Annotated in this window: 17 protein-coding genes; 8 read left to right on the forward strand and 9 right to left on the reverse strand. The window is 70.6% G+C overall.

Annotated features, from left to right (window positions below):
• The first annotated feature begins 7 nt into the window (after positions 1–7).
• The 3 genes from ACFYX4_RS12015 to ACFYX4_RS12025 all read left to right on the forward strand — a co-directional run bounded on the left by ACFYX4_RS12015 (position 8) and on the right by ACFYX4_RS12025 (position 4056).
• Positions 8–820, forward strand: a complete 813-nt coding sequence (locus tag ACFYX4_RS12015) for a class I SAM-dependent methyltransferase (RefSeq protein WP_389329949.1) — start codon at positions 8–10, stop codon at positions 818–820.
• Positions 821–1003: 183 nt separating this feature from the next.
• On the forward strand, positions 1004–2095 hold the full coding sequence (locus ACFYX4_RS12020; RefSeq protein ID WP_389329952.1) for an NlpC/P60 family protein: 1092 nt from the start codon (positions 1004–1006) through the stop codon (positions 2093–2095).
• A gap of 581 nt (positions 2096–2676) precedes the next feature.
• Positions 2677–4056, forward strand: a complete 1380-nt coding sequence (locus ACFYX4_RS12025) for a PP2C family protein-serine/threonine phosphatase (protein WP_389329955.1) — start codon at positions 2677–2679, stop codon at positions 4054–4056.
• A gap of 138 nt (positions 4057–4194) precedes the next feature.
• Here ACFYX4_RS12025 and ACFYX4_RS12030 read toward each other — a convergent pair whose 3' ends face one another.
• The 3 genes from ACFYX4_RS12030 to ACFYX4_RS12040 all read right to left on the reverse strand — a co-directional run bounded on the left by ACFYX4_RS12030 (position 4195) and on the right by ACFYX4_RS12040 (position 6026).
• Complete coding sequence (locus ACFYX4_RS12030) at positions 4195–4530, reverse strand: DUF2516 family protein (RefSeq protein ID WP_389329958.1); 336 nt, start codon at positions 4528–4530, stop codon at positions 4195–4197.
• Positions 4531–4754: 224 nt separating this feature from the next.
• Positions 4755–5471: a hypothetical protein gene (locus tag ACFYX4_RS12035; protein ID WP_389329961.1), complete on the reverse strand. Its 717-nt coding sequence runs from the start codon at positions 5469–5471 to the stop codon at positions 4755–4757.
• A gap of 87 nt (positions 5472–5558) precedes the next feature.
• A complete protein-coding gene (locus tag ACFYX4_RS12040; protein WP_389329964.1) occupies positions 5559–6026 on the reverse strand; it encodes a helix-turn-helix domain-containing protein in 468 nt (155 codons plus the stop codon).
• A 142-nt stretch (positions 6027–6168) separates the two neighbouring features.
• Here ACFYX4_RS12040 and ACFYX4_RS12045 point away from each other — a divergent pair, with 142 nt between their 5' ends.
• The 3 genes from ACFYX4_RS12045 to ACFYX4_RS12055 all read left to right on the forward strand — a co-directional run bounded on the left by ACFYX4_RS12045 (position 6169) and on the right by ACFYX4_RS12055 (position 9245).
• A complete protein-coding gene (locus ACFYX4_RS12045; protein ID WP_389329967.1) occupies positions 6169–6690 on the forward strand; it encodes a hypothetical protein in 522 nt (173 codons plus the stop codon).
• A 670-nt stretch (positions 6691–7360) separates the two neighbouring features.
• Positions 7361–7816 (forward strand): DUF6228 family protein, encoded by a 456-nt coding sequence (locus ACFYX4_RS12050; RefSeq protein WP_389329970.1) that lies wholly within the window; start codon positions 7361–7363, stop codon positions 7814–7816.
• A 502-nt stretch (positions 7817–8318) separates the two neighbouring features.
• Positions 8319–9245 carry a GNAT family N-acetyltransferase gene (locus ACFYX4_RS12055; RefSeq protein WP_389329973.1) on the forward strand — a complete coding sequence of 309 codons (927 nt, stop codon included), beginning with the start codon at positions 8319–8321 and terminating at the stop codon, positions 9243–9245.
• Here ACFYX4_RS12055 and ACFYX4_RS12060 read toward each other — a convergent pair.
• From ACFYX4_RS12060 to ACFYX4_RS12070, 3 genes are all read right to left on the reverse strand, one after another.
• Entirely contained in the window at positions 9174–9773 is a 600-nt protein-coding gene (locus tag ACFYX4_RS12060; protein WP_389329976.1) for a hypothetical protein, read from the reverse strand. The genes ACFYX4_RS12055 and ACFYX4_RS12060 overlap by 72 nt on opposite strands.
• Before the next feature lie 187 nt (positions 9774–9960).
• Positions 9961–12180, reverse strand: a complete 2220-nt coding sequence (locus tag ACFYX4_RS12065) for a phosphotransferase (protein WP_389329979.1) — start codon at positions 12178–12180, stop codon at positions 9961–9963.
• A gap of 257 nt (positions 12181–12437) precedes the next feature.
• Complete coding sequence (locus ACFYX4_RS12070; RefSeq protein ID WP_389329982.1) at positions 12438–13310, reverse strand: winged helix-turn-helix domain-containing protein; 873 nt, start codon at positions 13308–13310, stop codon at positions 12438–12440.
• Between the two features lie 163 nt (positions 13311–13473).
• Here ACFYX4_RS12070 and ACFYX4_RS12075 point away from each other — a divergent pair, with 163 nt between their 5' ends.
• Positions 13474–13662 carry a hypothetical protein gene (locus ACFYX4_RS12075; protein WP_389329985.1) on the forward strand — a complete coding sequence of 63 codons (189 nt, stop codon included), beginning with the start codon at positions 13474–13476 and terminating at the stop codon, positions 13660–13662.
• Here the strand turns inward: ACFYX4_RS12075 and ACFYX4_RS12080 are convergent.
• The gene (locus tag ACFYX4_RS12080) at positions 13646–14365 is read right to left on the reverse strand and encodes an HAD family hydrolase (RefSeq protein ID WP_389329988.1); all 720 of its coding nucleotides are present in this window, start codon (positions 14363–14365) and stop codon (positions 13646–13648) included. The genes ACFYX4_RS12075 and ACFYX4_RS12080 overlap by 17 nt on opposite strands.
• Before the next feature lie 29 nt (positions 14366–14394).
• Positions 14395–15273 (reverse strand): GntR family transcriptional regulator, encoded by an 879-nt coding sequence (locus ACFYX4_RS12085; RefSeq protein ID WP_389329991.1) that lies wholly within the window; start codon positions 15271–15273, stop codon positions 14395–14397.
• Between the two features lie 194 nt (positions 15274–15467).
• Between ACFYX4_RS12085 and ACFYX4_RS12090 the strand changes: the two genes are divergently transcribed.
• A complete protein-coding gene (locus ACFYX4_RS12090; protein ID WP_389329994.1) occupies positions 15468–15650 on the forward strand; it encodes a hypothetical protein in 183 nt (60 codons plus the stop codon).
• On the opposite strand, the gene ACFYX4_RS12095 is transcribed toward ACFYX4_RS12090, so the two are convergent.
• Positions 15640–16563, reverse strand: coding sequence for a GntR family transcriptional regulator (locus ACFYX4_RS12095; protein ID WP_389329997.1), 924 nt, complete (start codon positions 16561–16563; stop codon positions 15640–15642). The genes ACFYX4_RS12090 and ACFYX4_RS12095 overlap by 11 nt on opposite strands.
• Positions 16564–16836 lie beyond the last annotated feature (273 nt).

The following is a 16836-nucleotide window of genomic DNA, read 5'->3' on the forward strand; positions in this document are numbered from 1 at the left end:
CGTAGGCATGGCTTCCCGCGCACCGTCCCGCCCCGTGGGCACGGTCACCCGCGGGACCACCAACCCCAACCGGCTGCGCCGCATGGACCGCTGGATCGTGTCCGCGCACGGCTCCGAGCTGCGCCGCGCCGACCGCCCCGTGGCCGTCGACCTCGGCTACGGCGCCGCCCCCTGGACGGCCGTCGAACTGCTGGGCCGGCTGCGGTCCGTCGCACCCCACGCGCGCGTGGTGGGCGTCGAGATCGAACCGGCCCGCGTCACGGCCGCGAAGCCCTACGAACGCGAGGGCCTCGTCTTCCGGCACGGCGGCTTCGAGGTCCCGCTCCCGGGACGGCCGCACCTCATCCGCGCGGCCAACGTGCTGCGCCAGTACGACGAGGGCGAGGTCGGCGGCGTCTGGGAACGGCTGTGCTCGCGGCTCGCGCCGGCGACGGAGGGCTCGCGCGGGGGACTGCTCGTCGAGGGGACCTGCGACGAGGTCGGCCGACGGCACGTGTGGGTCGCGCTCGGGCCCGAGGGGCCGCGGACGGTCACCTTCGCCGCCCGGCTCGGCTCGCTGGAACGCCCTTCCGACCTTGCGGAACGGCTCCCGAAGGCGCTCATCCACCGCAACGTGCCCGGTGAGCCCGTGCACGCGTTCCTCCGCGACTTCGACCGGGCCTGGGCCGCGGCGGCGCCCTACGCGGCGTACGGCGCGCGGCAGCGGTGGATACGGGCGGTGCGGGACCTCACGGCGGACTGGCCGGTGCGGGACGGGCCCGGTCGGTGGCGGCAGGGGGAAGTGACGCTGGGCTGGGGGGCTTTGGCTCCTCGGCGGTGAGGTCCCTATTTCACCCTCGTCTCGGGAACGATCTCCGCGAGGCGTTCGTCACACAGGGCGGGGAGATCCTCATGGCAGGTGGGGACGGGGGCGGGACTGCCCCTGTCGTTTTCCGGCGTGGCGTGGCACGATCCCCCCGGTGGCCGTAAGTTACTGACGGTTAATCATGTCTTGGGGGGCGTCATGGGTAGGGGCAAGCGCAGCCTGATCGCGGCGGCCGTGGCCGTGGTCTGCGCGGTCACCGTGCTGACCGTGCCGGGCACGGCGTTCGCGGCCCCGAACCCCACGCCGACGCCGCTCCCCACCACGAACCCCACGCTGACCCTGCCGCCCGCGTCCGACAAGGAACTGGAAGCGGTGCGCACCCAGCTCGACGCGCTGTACCACGACGCCGCGGTCGCCACCGAGGCCTACAACGCGGCCGAGGAGCAGGCGAAGCAGCAGTCCGCGGAGATCGTCGAGCTGGCCAAGAAGATCGTCAAGGGCCGTGAGGCGCTGGACGACATGAAGGACCGCGCCGGCGCCGCGGCTCGCGCCCAGTACCGGGGCGGCGGCCTGCCCGACGAGGCGAAGCTCGTGCTCAGCGACACCCCGGGCGCGTTCCTCGACGGGGCGGGCCGGGTCATCCAGGGGCAGCGGGCGACCAAGAGCCTGCTCACCGAAATGACCCGCACCCAGCAGGACTTGGAGCAGTACGCCAAGGACGCCTCCGCCCAGTGGCACAAGCTGGAGACGAACCGCAAGGCCAAGGCGACGGCCCAGGAGAAGATCGAGAAGCAGATCGCGGCGGCCGAGAAGCTGGAATCGGAGCTGGAGAAAGAGGAGAAGGAGCGCCTCGCCCAACTCCAGGCGCGGGCCGCCCAGCAGGCGCAGACCGCCTGGCTGGACAGCGGCGTCCTGGCCGACGTCGACGGCCAGGCCAGCGCCCCGGGCAAGAAGGCCGTCCAGTACGCCACCGCACAGCTCGACAAGCCGTACGTGTGGGGCGCCGAGGGCCCGGACTCCTTCGACTGCTCCGGCCTGACCTCCCAGGCCTGGGCCGCCGCCGGCGTCTCCGTCCCGCGCACCTCGCAGGAGCAGTGGCGGCAGCTGACGCGCGTCGACGTGGGCGACATGCGCCCCGGCGACCTGATCGTCTACTACGACGACGCCAGCCACATCGCGCTCTACCTGGGCGACGGCAAGATGATCCACGCCCCGCGACCGGGCCGGACGATCACCATCGCGGGCGCGGGCTCAATGCCGATACTCGGGGTGGTCCGCCCGGACGCGTGAGACCGGCGGGGGTTGAGGCGGCAGCGGCGGTGACGGAACCGGCGGAGGTTCCGGTGGCGGCCGGTGGCGCGGGTTCCGGCGACAGCCGGTGGCGGACCTTGCGGCAGGACCCACGGCGATCCCGGCGGCGGTTCCAGCGGCAGGCCCCACGGAGGTTCCGGCGGCAGCCGGTGGCGGACCCTGCGGCAGTCCCCACGGCACTCCCGGCGGCAGCCGGCGGCGGTTCCGGCGACAGCCGGCAGCGGTTCCGGCGACAGCCGGCGGCAGACCCTGCGGCAATCCCGGCCGCAGTCCCCACGGCGGTTCCGGCGGCGATCCCGGTGTGCGTGACAGCGCCCACGTGACCCACCGCACGTCCACCGGCCGCCCAAACCCGGCGCTGACGTGACGTTCGTCATCCCCACCCCCCGCCCGCCCCGCCCAACTGCGCCACAAATAAAGGCATATGACGGTGGTCTGAGATCAAGCGGCGTGCCGTGGACCATTCCGCTGCGGCGCCTTCTGCCGCTATGGTCCCCGTCGGTGGGTCGAGGTCCCTCGTACCCGCCATGCCCTCGGGGGGAGGGAAGGAACCCAGGACAATGCCCGTACCCGTACCGCGGCAGAGAGCGATCCCGGCCGTGGAGTGTGGTCAGGCGCAGGCCGCGCCCGCAGTCGGCGGCCACTCCAAGGAAGAAGCCCCGCGCACGGACGACCGGAACGACCGTCGCGACGAAGCGAAGAACCCGACGGTCGGGGACAACGCCGCACCCGGCGAACGCGTCCCCCATGGCGTGAGCGCCGCCACCCACACCAACCTCACACTGCTGCTGATCGAGGACGACCCCACGGCCGCCCCGATCGTGCCCGGCCTGCTCGACTCGGCCGGCAAGCCGATCCGTGTGCGCACCGCCCGCAACCTCACCGAGGCCGGACGGCTGCTCACCGACGACGTCCACTGCATCCTGCTGGACCTCGCGCTGCCCGCGCCCGGACGCGCCGCCGACGACGACGAGCTGGCCGTGCTCAGGCACGTCCTGGAGCTCGCGCCCCGGCACGCCGTGCTCGCGCTCACCACCTCGGGTGACGCCGAGCGCGGCGCGGAGGCCGTGCGCGTCGGCGCCCAGGACTACCTGTTCCGCGACGAGCTGGACGGCCGGCTGCTCAGCCGTGCCATCCGCTACGCCGTGGAGCGCAAGCGCTCGGACACCGCCGAGCGGCGGCTCGCCGAGGGCAAGCTGCGCGCCCAGGAGAACGCCCGTCTGGAGCGCGGCCTGCTCCCGACGCCCCTCCTTGAGGGCTCCCCGCTGCGCTTCGCCGCCCGCTACCGTCCCGGCCGCTCGCGGGCGCTGCTCGGCGGCGACTTCTACGACACCGTCCGCACTCCGGACGGCACCGTCCACGCCATGATCGGCGACGTCTGCGGGCACGGCCCGGACGAGGCGGCGCTCGGCGTGGAGCTGCGCATCGCCTGGCGTGCGCTGACGCTGGCCGGGCTGTGCGGCGACGAGCTGCTGAACACGCTGCAACAGGTGCTGGAGCACGAGCGCGACGACGACGAGATCTTCGCGACGCTGTGCACGGTGGACATCGCGCCCGACGGCCGCCGCGCGGGCCTGTGCCTGGCCGGCCACCCGGCGCCGCTGATCGCCCGCCCGGACCGGCCGGCGCAGCTGCTGCCCTACGACAACAACGGCCCCGCCCTCGGCCTGCTGCCCGGCGCCCGCTGGCCCCGGATGCAGGTGGAGCTGGGCGCGGAGTGGAGCCTGATGCTCTACACCGACGGGCTGATCGAGGGCCACATCGGCCGGGGCCGGGAGCGGCTCGGCCAGGACGGCATGGTGGAGATGATCCGCCGCCAGCTGGCCTCCGGCCTCCAGGGGGAGGACCTGCTGCGGGCCGCCGTCAACGAGGTGCGCGAGCTGAACGGCGGGGAGCTCACGGACGATGTGGCGGTGGTTCTGCTCGACCGCGTGCGGTAGCGCTCCGCTGGGGTGCGCCGTAGAGGGGTGCGCCGTGGGCAGGTGCGCCCGGATGCCGGGTGCGGGCCGTATGGGGCTGGGCGCGCAGTTCCCCGCGCCCCTGAAGGAGGGGCTGCGCCCCCCCTTCGACCCCTTCCCTCAGCGGCCGCCGTTGTACGGGCCGTAGGGGCCGTCGCTGCTGGAGCCGCCTCGGCGGGGGCGGCCGCCGCCGGGGAGGGCGCGCAGGGCGGGCCGGACGTCGACCATGTACACGATCGTCGCGATCAGGCCGATGATCGGCAGGAACGACAGGATCGGAAAGATCAGGTTCACCACGAAGGCGATCCCGAGGATGATCATCCAGAACGGCTTCGTCTGCTTGTCGGCAGCCCGGTAGCCGTCCTCGCGGCGGATGGCCGCGTCGAAGAGAGCGAAGCCGCTGAACACGATCAGGGCCAGGCTCAGCAGAGACATGAACCCTGCGAAACCTTGCATCAGCACTACGTCCACCACCCGACTCGGCACGACTCCGGCACGTCGTTGCGCGTCATTGCATCATCTGCTCGTCACTGCGGTCCTGCACGGCGCTACGCGGTCACCGTACCCGCAACCGCACTACCGTTACCCGGACAACGGGCCGGGCACTCCCCGAGTGCCCGGCCCGTCGGCATGTCCGCGGCGTCGCCGTCTTCGTGCGCGTCCGTCCGGCGCCGTCGGTCTCACTTGGCCGGCGGCGTCGGCTTCTTCGCCGTGGCGGTGTTCTTGCGGGGCGCCGGGGCCTTCTTGGCGGCGGCCGGGGCGGGCTTCTTCGGCGCGGCGGGGTCGGCCTTGACCTCGGCCGGGGTCACGACGGGCGCCGGAGCGGGCTTCACCGCGGCCGTCCTGGCCTCGGCCGCCTTGGTCTCGGCGGCCTCCGCCTTCGGCTCGTCCCTGCCCTCGACGACGATGGCCAGTTCCTCGATCTCCTCGGCGGCGTCGCCGCGCCAGGTGCGCACGGCCTGCTCGCCGTGCTCGGCGACCTTCTCGTAGGTCTCGCGGGCCTTCACGGCGTACTCGGCGGCGACGCCGACACCGCGCAGCGCGAAGTCCTGGGCGGACTCGCCGAGCTTCTTCAGGTCGGCGTCGATCGTGCTGCCGAGCTTCTTGATGTCACCGTCGAGGCTGCCGAGGAACTCGCCGACCTTGGACTGGAAGGACTCCTGCGCCTCCTTGGCCTTGGCGCCGGCCTCCTTGGCACGGGCGGCGGCCTTCTCCTGGACGGCCTTGGGGTCGGTGTTGCGGACGGCCTCGAACCGGGCCGGGGCCTCCGTGCGCAGCTGGTCCACCAGGCCCGGCACCTTCTTCGCCTGCTGGAGGGCCAGGTCGGCGGTGCCGGCGGCGAAGTAGAGCGGAGTCGGGTCGCTGAGGGTCTTGCGCAGGTCGTCGGTGATGGCCATGGTGATGTTCTCCCGTAGTCGCGTTCTTGACGTTCGTCGATATCGGTTGGTGCGGATCCGCAGTCGGCGGCCGGTCCCCTGGTCCGGTCAACCGGCCGTCTGCTGCGGATCGGCGTCGCTGCCGTCGGCCGTACGGGCGGATCCGGGACCTCTGGAGGAGGCGTCGCCCTCCTGGCCCCGGGCGTCCACCGCGCCGTCGCCGGCCGTGAACCCGTTCTCCTTGCGGAACGACTCGTAGATCTGGAGCAGCACCTGCTTCTGCTGCCCGTTGAGCGCGGGGTCGGCGAGAATGACCGCCCGCGTCTCGACCTCGTCACGGTCCCGCTCGGCGTCGAGGATGCCCGCGCGCACGTACAGCGTCTCGGCGGAGATCCGCAGGGCCTTGGCGACCTGCTGCAACACCTCCGCGCTGGGCTTGCGCAGCCCGCGCTCGATCTGGCTCAGGTACGGGTTGGACACCCCGGCGGCATCGGCGAGCTGCCGCAACGAGAGCTGAGCGTTTCGCCGCTGCTCGCGCAGGTACTCACCGAGATTGCCGACGTTGAGCGATGCCATGCCTCCACAGTGCCTCACCCCCGCTAACTATTGCAAGCACCTGCTTGCAATAGTGTGTCGCACCACAGCCACCGCTACGTGTGACTCGCAGCGATAACTGTCACTTCGGACCCCGGCTGTGTGAGCCACTAGGTTGGCGTGCGTGGAGACACGGGGGCAGAGGTATCGGTATGTGGGTCCGGCTGGGCTGAAGGAGTTCGTCCGGGCGGGTGGTGAGGGGCGGAGCATCCGCTCGGCGGCGGACTTCGACGAGTGGGTCTCGGCGCTGACCCTGGACGAGTTGAGCGAGCCGTTCACGTTCGTCGTCGATGGCGGTGGGGTGCTGCGACTGGCTCCGCGCCGCAGTGAGCACGTGGTGTGTGCCGGCGGCGGAGAGGTTCTGAGCGCCGGTGAGGTGAGCTTCCGCGAGGAGTCCGGGTGGTGGGTGGTCGAGGAGGTCAGCAACCAGTCGACCGGTTACTGCCCGGACATCAGCTCATGGCCGGCCGTGGCCAAGGCTCTGGATCGGATCGGGATCCATCGACCGCCCGGATTCACGCACGAGGTCGTCTTTCGCCGATGCCACTCCTGCCGGGAGCTCAACATCGTGCGGGAGAAGGACTTCGTATGCGTCTTCTGCGGCGAGGACCTGCCGCGGGAGTGGAACGTCGGGGAGCCCGGGTGACTGGTCAGACCGCGAAGATCACATCGCCTTGCGAGTGCGGCAGCATGGCGGTGCGGCAGGTGAACCAGTTCATCCTTCACGATGAGTTGTGGTGGGATTCGGAGTTCTCTTGCGGGTCCTGTGGCACCCACCTGTGCGAACACGCTGGTCCGGGACCAGCACCTGAGGAAGTTCGGGAGGCTCTCCTTGCAGCGCATGGGTCCGTCAGGCTGCGGTTGGTCGGTTCGGTTCCCAGTCTCGTCCCAGCCTTGAAGGTCTTTCGGGAGGTCGCAGCAGCCTCGTTCTCACGGGCTCGTGAACTGGTCGGGGAACTGAGCCATGACGGTCTGGTGGGGACGTTGTCGGAGATGGAGTTCCTGAAGGCCCGGCTGCAGATGCGCGCAGTCCCCGTCGACGTCGATCGGTAGCTGTCCCTGGGGGCTGAACCGGAGCGCTCCAGCGCTGGAATCGATCTTGAACTTGGGGCTTTGGCCCACAGCCCCGGCGTCGACGAACTCCGCGAATGCGATGGGGGCCTCCGCCTGGGAAACAGACGCATCTTCGCAGCTCCCCGACGGCCGACGAACTTGTTTTTGTCACTCGCAGGCTTCGCGAGGTCCGGCCCGGCCGCTCCAGGCCGCACGGGAGAATCCCGATGACGTCGAACGGGCCCCCGGCCTAGCGTTCCGCCATGACCTCCCTGGGCTCCGACGCCGACGACAAGGCCGGCGTGACCATCCGCTGTCAGGACAACGCCCTCGTCGGCGTGACCTTCTGCGATCGATTCAGCTTCGACGCCGACTCCGTGCACTACGCCGTCGAGCTGCGGGCCCCCAGCCTGACCGCTCGCGTCGACGAGGTCGTCGCCTGGATCCGGGACAGCGATCTCGCCGCGTTCCTGGAAGAACTGGCCGCTGACTACCGGGGATGGGACGGCGAACGGAGCTGGCAGACCCACGACGGAGATCTGACGGTGTCGGCCGTCTTCCGGTCCGGCGGCCGCGTCGGGCTGACCTGGGCCTTGCGGCCGTGGCCCGAGGCCGCCGGCGGCTGGGGCGCCTCGGTGACCACCTGGCTGGAGGCCGGCGAGCAGATGACTGCCCTGGCCGCCGACGTCCGGCACTTCCTCGCCGAGGAGCACCAGTGACGACCGGCATGCGCAGCACTTGGGCGCTGGGCGCACACGGATGGGCCGACTGCACCCTTGAGGATCACCGCGCGAAGGCCGAGCTCACCGCGTCCTACATCACCGGTGCGCCCGAGGAGTTGCTGACCGCGGTGGCCCTGCTCGTCGCAGGGGAGACGGACACCCGTGTCCAGTTCGAGGCCGAGCCGACCGCCTACCGGTGGATCTTCCACCGCGAAGGCGACGACGTCTGGATCCGCGTGCTGGAACTACGCGACGGCAGCGATCACGACAACAGGGGGAACCGAGATCTGGTCGAGCCGGCTCGGCATCGACCAGCTCGCCTTCCCCCGAACCGAACTCGAAGCCCTCAGACGGCTCTGGCGCACTCGCGTGCATCCCCAAAACACGTAGTCCGCGTGGACAGCAGCCCAGGACGCCGCTCGTGGGAGCGCCGCCCCGGTCGGACGTCCCGCTGGCGGAAAAGCGTGGGGTCCTGGTGCGGGGTGGGACATCATCAAGCATGCTTCCGGACGACTGGTACCTCACCGAAGACGTCGACGACTTCCTCGCTCGCGCCGGAGACTTCCTGCGCTCGCGGCCCGGCCTGCACGTCATGCCGTTGACCTGGGCCGCGAGACTGCGAGCGCGTGGGGCGGACGCTTTCGGCGTCGAGGCGTGCGTCTTCGGCGTGCTGGAGCGGGCGGGCGAGGTGCAGGCCGCCTTCTACCGGCTCGCGCCCCGCGCCCTGTGCCCCACCGCGCTCACGCCCGAGCAGGCCGACGCCCTCGCCGCCCGCCTGGTCGCCCTCGGGCACTCCCTTCCCTCGGTCAGCGCGGACCACGACACCGCCGCCGCTTTCGCCGAGGCCTGGCAGCGGCACACGGGCGCGACGCCGAAGATCCGCGACATACGGCTGCGTCTGTACCGCCTCGGCACGCTCACCCCGCCCGAGCCGCCGCCGGCGGGACACAGTCGTGTCCTGGGCGAGGAGGATCTCGACGAGGCCATGTCCTGGTGCGGCGAGTTCGCCGCGGCCGTCGGCGAGGACGTCTCCATCGACGCCGACTCCTGGGCCGGCACCCGCTACTCCGACAAGCGATACACCCTCTGGGAGACCCCGGACGGCACTCCCGTCTCCGTCGCGGGCATGAACCCGCTGATCGACGGCCAGATCCAGGTGGACGTCGTCTACACCCCGTCCCACCTGCGCGGTCGTGGCTATGCCGCCGCCGTGACGGCGGAGGTGAGCCGGGCGGCGCTGGCGGAGGGCGCGAAGGACGTGGTGCTGTTCGCGGACCTGTCCAACCCCACGAGCAACGCCCTCTACCAGCGCCTCGGTTACCGCCCGCTGGCCGACTGGGCGGTGTATGACTTCTCATCCGCCGAGCGGGCCGACCCCGTCGAGTCCGTCGAGCCCGTTGCGTCCGTCGCGCCGGAACGCGGCTGAGGAGGGCCCCGCCGCCTCCCGGCCGCCGAGCCACTCCCCCACCGCCTCGAAGTCGGCGTCCGTCAGGCCGCGGACGGGGTCCACGCGGTGCGGGAGGGCGGGGGCCGGGTGGTGAGCGGCGATCCAGGCGCGGTCGGCCTCGGTGATCTCGTCGTCGAGCCAGACGAACGGGCGGCCGGCCGCCCGGGCGACCAGACACCGCGTCTTCCAGTGCAGCCCGCTGCCCGCCGAGGTCTCCGGTTCCTCCGGTCCCTCCGGCCAGTTCAGAAGGGGCAGCTCGGGCAGTCCCAGCCACAGCGCCACGACGTCGTTCGCGTCCTCCATCCAGGTCGTCGCCCACACCAACTCACAGCCCAGGGCGAGCAGTCGAGGGCCGAAGGCCGGGTCGAGGCGGGGGAGGAGCGGATGGACGTCGCAGGGCGCGGCACGGGACGCCCAGGAGGGACGCGGGCTGTGGACGGGGTACGGGCCGGGGCCGCCGAAGGGGATCAGGGGGCCGTCGACGTCGAGGAAGAGCAGCGTCGTCATCGGTATCCAGCCTCGCTCGATCACCCGTCTGCGGCCACCGCATTCCGGAGCGGGCCACCTCTACAGGGGTGACTCCCGTTCGTGGACCACCTCCAGGCGGAGGCCATCGTGCGCGCGGCGGACGCCCGGTCGCTCCGGGGAGCCCGGCCCGGTCCCGCTCGTGCGGGGAGCGTACGCGCCCTTGGTCTCACGCTCGGCGGGAGGCCACCTGTCGGCGGGGCGACTGGTGCAGCGAGAGGTCGAGGTCCCTCTTGGCCCAGACGCGGGCGAGGTAGGGATTCGCCGTGGACGGGACGGGGAGGCCCAGGGCGGCGGTGGCCGCGACCAGGGTGGACGCGTAGGAGTCCACGGCGCGACGGACGTTGGGGGCGTCCAGGCCCGCTCCGGTCACCAGGCGGTCGAGGTCGATGTAGGCGGAGCGGACGATCTCGATGCAGCGGTAGACCCGCCAGTCGCTTCGCCAGTTCCTGGTGTACTCGGAGGGCAGTCCCTGCTCCCACCGCCGGAACATGCGGTCCCTGATCTCCTGCCGGGTCGGCGTGAGGTGCATGTGCCGGACCAGGTCGTAGAGGGGGTCGCCGACGAGGGCCATCTCCCAGTCGATGATGGTGAGCGCCAGGTGGTCGTCCCGGCGCACGAGGTTCCACGGGTTGAGGTCACCGTGCAGCAGGGCGGGCACCCGGTGGCTGAGCGTGTGCCCGGAGAGGATCTCCCGCAGCCGGTGGTGGTCGGGCAGCCCCAGGGTGCGGGCCAGTTGGATGGACTCCCGGGGCAGATCCCGTACCAGGGCGACGAGTTGCTCCCTGAGCCACTCGTAGAAGCCGCCCTGTCCGGCGGTCGGGTCGACGGATTCGTGGTTCACGCGTGTCAGGGCGCACAGTTGGTCGACGAGCCCGTCCGCCTCGTGCGGGCGCAGGCCGTTGACCGGATGGCTGGGGCGCAGATCGACGTCCCAGGGCCCCACATAGGTGTGGATGGCGAAGGGATCGTGCGTGAAGTCGGTGCCCAGGGCGAGGATCCTCGGCGCGGCCACCTCGACGCCCGAGTCCTCGATGGCGCGGAGCACCGCGTGCTCGCTGAGGAAACTCGGCTCCCTGCGGCAGACGTTGCGCAGCTTGCGGCGGACGACCACCGGGGCCTCGATGCCCGGCACCCGCACCACCGAGTTGAGGTGAGCGGTCCCCTTCACCACGCGGCCGGCGGGGGCGGCCCCCTCCGCGAGCAGGGCGTCACGGACGGCGGACGCCGGGAAGTCGGGGCGTTCGACGAGGCGGGGATCGGGCTTCCAGTCGAAGGCCTTGGCGATCCAGTGCCGACCGCTGATGTCGCCGTTGCTGCGCGAGGCGAGCCACCGGAAGAGAGCGCCCTCGATCTCCAAGGGCGTGGGCACGTCGCTCAGTTGCAGTGGATCGGCCGCCGCCATGACGGCCCGGTGCACCTCCACCGTCGCCTCGTCCAGGCTCTTCTGGGTGAACGACCGCTCCAGCGACTGCGCGGCGCGCATGACGTCCGGGTAGACGGACTGGGCGCGTTCGAAGGCCAGGTAGTGGTCCAGATCCTTGGCCAGACCGTTCACCGCCATGGGGCGGAACTGCAGCATGGCCTCCGCCCAGGCCGCGACCACCTCGCCTTCCTGGTGCATCGGGTACTTCATGCGCACCAGATGGGTGGCGAGGTCGTGCAGCGGGTCCCCGTAGGTGGCCAGCTCCCAGTCGACGCAGATGACGGGAGGATCGCCGTCGTAGGACATGATCAGGTTGTCCCGGTGCAGGTCCGCGTGGAGCAGGCTGTACGGCCGCCGCATCATGGTCGGAACCCGCTCCGCCAGGCCGAGCAGGGCGTCGGCGGGGATACCGAGCGCTGTGAACAGCCCGCCGAAGACCGCCCAGTTGGGCTTGCGGACCTGCTCGTCGGCGAGACGGGCCAGGGTCTTGAGGAAAGCCCGGCTGTCGGTGTGGTTGGCGGGCCAGGCCGGCGGCAGGGACGGCAGCGACGCGGCACGCACCTGGGTCATCTGGGCCAGCAGCGTGGCCAGCGCCTCCACGAGCAGCGTGTCGACAGGTTTACCGTTTCCGCAGACGGCCGACAGCGGTACGCCGTCCACATAGCTGTGAATGGCGAAGCCCCGGCCCTTGGCCAGGCACCGCGGCGCGTGCGGCAGGGCCCCCCGGATGGCGTCCAGGATCGCCGCCTCGTCGTCCCAGGTCCTGATCACGACGGGCAGGGCGTCCGAGCGCGGGATCCGTACGGTGACCGGCGTTCCGGCCTCCCGGCCGACGAGCCGGGCGACGTCCTCCGTGAGGGGCAGGACGTGATTGCGATTGTGGTGACCGCTGGTCACCTGCGTCGATTCCGCGGCCTTGACGAAGGCGCGGAACACGGCGGCAGGCCGATCGCCGGCGGCCACGCGTCCCCCGAGAGGGCGATGGGAAACAGGGTCGTCGCCCACTGGGCCGCTCCGGATGCTCACACTCGTCGAATGGATACGGCAAACGCTAGATGCCGTGCGCTGCTCCGCACGCCCGGACCGCCGTGAGCTGGGCCATTGGGTGGATCGCCGCTCATCCGCGTCCGGCGTCGGGAAAAAGGGCCTGTTCGCCGTCTCATACGTACCGACGGGAGCGGTTGCTCACGCGATTGCGGAACTGTAGCGCAGCTCCCGCGCTACGTGGCGAGAAGATGCCAGACCGAGTCGAACCACGACTGCCAGCTGTCGATGAAGACCGTTCCTGAGGAGTTCGGGTCGTCGTCCTTCACATGATGGGTGAGCGTGGCGCCCAGTCCCAGCACGTCCAGGGCGGCCACCTCCTCCTCGGAGTCGAGCACGATCTGCCGCTGGATCACCTCGTACGGCCCGTGCAGCGCTTCGGCGCCGTTGAGGAGGTAGAGCTTGAAGGTCGGGGTGAGCGGCGCGTGTCTGATCTGCACCTCGACGGACGGCACGCGTCGCTCCGTCTTCAGGGCCTTCAGCACCTCGCGCAGCGACTCGGTGTGCCGGCTCGTGATGCTGTGCAGACGGTCCCTCAGACGGGGGTCGTCCGCGTCGTCCTTCATCCGCGGGTACGGCAGGCGCAGGCTCGCGTCGGGCAGGATCATCCGCAGGGTGATGCGCTCGGGGGCGATCGAGCCGCCGTGGATCCGCTCGGCCTGGAGCCGGATGTGGGCGTCGAGGGATTCGGACGTCAGTGTGTAGACGTCCAGGGTGACTTCGGGTTGTTCGAACGCCTCGCTGAGCAGCGGGCCCAGCGTCATCCCCTGCCGCTGACGGGTGGCCTTGGCCGTCGAGGAGTGGATCCGCTGCGTCTTGACCACACGGGAGCCGCTCCCCCGGCGGGACTCGATCCAGCCCTCGTGGACCAGTTCCCGCAGCACGCGCTGGATGGTGTCCCGGGAGACCTCGAACTCCTCCGACAGATCGCGCTGGGACGGGAGGAAGGAACGCAGCGGATACGTGCCGTCCGCCATCCGGCTGCGCAGTTCGTCGGCGACCCGGTGGAACTCCCTGCCGCCGCCGTCACCGCTCTGCTGCCCGTCCATGCAGCGACCGTACCGCTCTCAGTCCACTGTCAAACCGCTTCCCGTCATCTCCCCGTCCGATCGGCCGGATTAAGGATCAATCAGGCAGGGGAAATCCACTTCACCTCAACCAGTCCAATTGGACCGAGAGTTGCAGGATCAACGCAGAATGGCAGGGAGGTGGATGGACATGCTCCTGTTGTCGGTGATCCAGGAGTCACTGGCTCTCCTCGCGGGCGCGGTGACGCAGGCCAGACTCGGCACGGCAGGCCTGGTGCTGCTGTTCCTGCTGGGCGTGGGCATACGGGCCCGGCACAACGGGCTGGCCGTAGGGGTCGCCGTGGTGCTGGTCTGCCTCATGACGCAAGCCTGACCGCCTCCAGCACCTCCCCCAACGACCCCACCACCGTCGTCGCGCCGGCGTCCTTCAGGAGTTTTTCCTTGCGTTCGTTGCGTGCGTAGCCCAGGAAGGGGACTCCTGCTTCCTGGGCGGCCAGGAAGTCGGAGGGGGTGTCGCCGATCATGAGGGCGGTGTCGGGGGCCGAGCCGGTCGCGCGCAGGGCTCTGTGGAGGCAGTGCGGGTGGGGCTTGAGAAGGTGGAGGTCCTGGGTGCGGCCGTAGACGTGGGGGGCGAAGCAGCCGGTCAGGCCGCGGCTCTCCAGGTAGGTGCCCACCACCCGGGGGGAGTTGTTCGTGGTGATGGCCAGGCGCGTGCCGACGGCCGTCCAGGTGCGTATCAGGGGGTCGGCCCAGGCCGTGGGCATCGCCGACGCGGCGGCCTTCAGTTCCTCCTGGGTGAGGCGTTCCTCCAGTTCCGCGACCAGATCGCTGCCGGGGTGCCGGCGGTCCACGGCGCGCAGCACGGCGTGGGGGTCCAGGGACTCCCGCTCGGGCTCCGTCAGCAGGCCGTGCAGACCGCGCCCCTCCAGCCATTCCACCAGGCCGTCGGCCACCAGTTCGGCGGAGTGGCGTGCGAACAGCCGGCAGATCGGCCCGTCGAAGTCCCAGAGCACGACTCGGGCACGCGTGATCAGTTCCCGCAGAGCCACGGTTCCGTCCTCGGTCTCGGATGCCACCAGATCAGTCTGCGTCGTATCAGAGGTCACTAGGAGAGTGTCAGGTCCGAGGTGATTGTTTCCCAGAGGGCGTCGAACCACTTCTGGGATTCCTCGACGAAGGTCGCGTCCCGCTGGCCGGCCGACTTCTCGAAGGAGAAGAGCAGCGATTCCGTGCCGAGCACGTCGTACATGTCGAGCGTTCCCGTGTCCGTCGGCTCCTCGCGTCGCTCGACCATGTAGTACGCCATCAGCGCCTCCCGGCCGTTGAGGAGGTACAGCTTGACCGGCGGGGTGAACGGCAGGGCGCGGAAGGTGACGTTGACGTCGATGCCGTGGGTGCGCAGGGTCAGCAGGTTGTGCCGCAGGACCTGCCCCTGCGCGTTGCGCATCGCCAGCCAGCGGTGGTGGACCGGGTCGTCCTCACCGCGGCCCTCGACCGGGACCGGGAAGGCGAGGTCGATGTCGCGGGACGGCAGGAGGATGCGGACGTCGATCTTCTCGGGGCGGACGCTGCCCCCGTGGATGAGGCGCAGCGGCTCGCCGAGGGCCGGGATGAGGCTCTCGGAGGTGAGGCAGGCGGCGTCGATGCGGACGTGGGCCGCCGAGAAGGCCTCGGTGAGGCGGGGGGCCAGGGCGACCATCGTCGGCTGGGGCTCTTCACGGGCCGAGGGCGGCGGTTCGGCGACGCGCGGGGGGCTGCCCTTGCTCACGTTGGTGAGCAGTCCGCCGTCCTGGAGCACCCTGAGGGCCTGGCGTACGGTGCCGCGCTCCACGTCGAACTCATGTGCCAGTTCGGCCTGGGTGGGCAGGCGGTCGCCGGCCCTGAGATCCCCGACGCGGATGCGTTCGCGCAGGACATCGGCGATCTCCTGGGGCGAGAGCCTTCTGCTGCCGTTCACTACCACGTTCTCCTGGGTCACGACCAAACGCTACAACTTAGATCCATCTGAAGGGAGTTGTTTGAGAGTTGTTTAGTAGTTGCCACCAAGTGGGGACAACATAGTCAGAGTTGGTTGCCAACTTGGTCGAGTTGGCGGAAGTCTTGCCTCCGGGTTCCCGCCACCACCCTTTCCACCCCGCCCCGCCCTGCCCCACCCCGCCTCCGACGAGAGGAACCACCATGCCTGCCCTCACCTTCCTCTCCGCCGTCCTCGAGCAGACCGTCCAGTGGAAGTACGGCACCGCCGGGACCGTCGGCCTGTTCCTGCTCACCGTCGGGATCAGGACCAGAAGCCCCGGCGTCAGCTCGGCCGGCGCCGTGATCCTGGCCCTCCTGGTCACCGGCCCCGCCGTCAGCTCGTGAGCAGAAGCTCCGAACTGATCGTCTCCCAGAGCGCGTTGAACCACCGCAGCGACTGCTCCACGAACGCCGAGTCACGCGGTCCGGCGCCCTGCTCGAACGCGAACAGGACCGACCGCGTGCCCTCGGCGTCGTACATCTCCAGTTGCTCGTGGTCGATCTCCTGCTCGCGCCGCTGCACGGTGTAGTACGCCAGCAGCGCTTCCGCCCCGTTGAGGAGGTACAGCTTGACCGGCGGGGTGAACGGCAGCGCGCGGAAGCTGACGTCGACGTCGATGCCGTGCGTCTCGCGCAGGGTGAGCAGGTTGTGCCGCAGGACCTGCCCCTGGGCGTTGCGGTGGGCCAGCCAGCGGCGTTGCAGCCATCCGGTCGCCGAGGCGTCCACCGGTGCGGGGAAGGCCAGTTCGATGTCCCGGGACGGCAGCAGGACCCGCACGTCGATCTTGGCCGGTTTCAGCTCCCCGGAGTGGATCCGCCGCAGCGGCTCGCCCATCGCGAGGGTCAGCGAGACCGCGGTCAGGCACAGGGCGTCGATCCGCACGTGCGGAACCGCGAACGCGTCGACGATACGCGGGGTCAGCGCCACCATCGTCGGCTGCGGCGGCGCTCCCGGCCCGGCCGGCGCCCCGATCGCGCCGGGATGCGGGGCGACCGTGGCCGGGGCTCCCTTGGAGACGTTGGTGAGCAGCCGCTCCGACTGGAGGATGCGCAGCGCCTGGCGCACCGCCCCCCGCTCCACGCCGAACTCGTCCGCCAGCCTGGCCTGGGTGGGCATGCGCTGGCCCGGCCGCAGCACCCCGGTCCTGATCCGGGTGCGCAGCTCGTCGGCCACGTCATGGGGAGAGGGGTGCGACCGCGCCGGCCGTACCGGTCCGTTCCGCCCATTGACGGAGGCATGTTCCGGCTCCACGACCAAACACTACAACTTCTCGCCATCTTGCGGCAGTTCAAGGAGAGATGGTTATAGGACGCTTCCAAGCGGACATAAGTAGAGTGAAGTTGGCTGCCAACTTCAACAACGTGGTCAAACTTCCAGACGGTTGGCCGGTGGAGCTCCCTTCCGGAGGGGAGCCGGGAGCCCACGCAGGCCGACACCGACGCACAGTCACAACTTCAGATCGCCCGCACAGCCACAACTCCACATCGTCTTCGGCACAGTCACAACTGAACAGCTCCAACTGGACAGCTC

Origin of the sequence: Streptomyces sp. NPDC002328 (assembly GCF_042890065.1) — a bacterium.
Classification (GTDB): Bacteria; Actinomycetota; Actinomycetes; order Streptomycetales; family Streptomycetaceae; genus Streptomyces.

Bases quoted from the DNA above. Each gene is read 5' to 3' on its own strand.
- ACFYX4_RS12015 (WP_389329949.1), top strand. From the start codon at position 8: ATGGCTTCCCGCGCACCGTCCCGCCCCGTGGGCACGGTCACCCGCGGG.
- ACFYX4_RS12020 (WP_389329952.1), top strand. From the start codon at position 1,004: ATGGGTAGGGGCAAGCGCAGCCTGATCGCGGCGGCCGTGGCCGTGGTC.
- ACFYX4_RS12025 (WP_389329955.1), top strand. From the start codon at position 2,677: ATGCCCGTACCCGTACCGCGGCAGAGAGCGATCCCGGCCGTGGAGTGT.
- ACFYX4_RS12030 (WP_389329958.1), bottom strand. From the start codon at position 4,530: ATGCAAGGTTTCGCAGGGTTCATGTCTCTGCTGAGCCTGGCCCTGATC.
- ACFYX4_RS12035 (WP_389329961.1), bottom strand. From the start codon at position 5,471: ATGGCCATCACCGACGACCTGCGCAAGACCCTCAGCGACCCGACTCCG.
- ACFYX4_RS12040 (WP_389329964.1), bottom strand. From the start codon at position 6,026: ATGGCATCGCTCAACGTCGGCAATCTCGGTGAGTACCTGCGCGAGCAG.
- ACFYX4_RS12050 (WP_389329970.1), top strand. From the start codon at position 7,361: ATGACCTCCCTGGGCTCCGACGCCGACGACAAGGCCGGCGTGACCATC.
- ACFYX4_RS12055 (WP_389329973.1), top strand. From the start codon at position 8,319: ATGCTTCCGGACGACTGGTACCTCACCGAAGACGTCGACGACTTCCTC.
- ACFYX4_RS12060 (WP_389329976.1), bottom strand. From the start codon at position 9,773: ATGACGACGCTGCTCTTCCTCGACGTCGACGGCCCCCTGATCCCCTTC.
- ACFYX4_RS12070 (WP_389329982.1), bottom strand. From the start codon at position 13,310: ATGGACGGGCAGCAGAGCGGTGACGGCGGCGGCAGGGAGTTCCACCGG.
- ACFYX4_RS12075 (WP_389329985.1), top strand. From the start codon at position 13,474: ATGGACATGCTCCTGTTGTCGGTGATCCAGGAGTCACTGGCTCTCCTC.
- ACFYX4_RS12090 (WP_389329994.1), top strand. From the start codon at position 15,468: ATGCCTGCCCTCACCTTCCTCTCCGCCGTCCTCGAGCAGACCGTCCAG.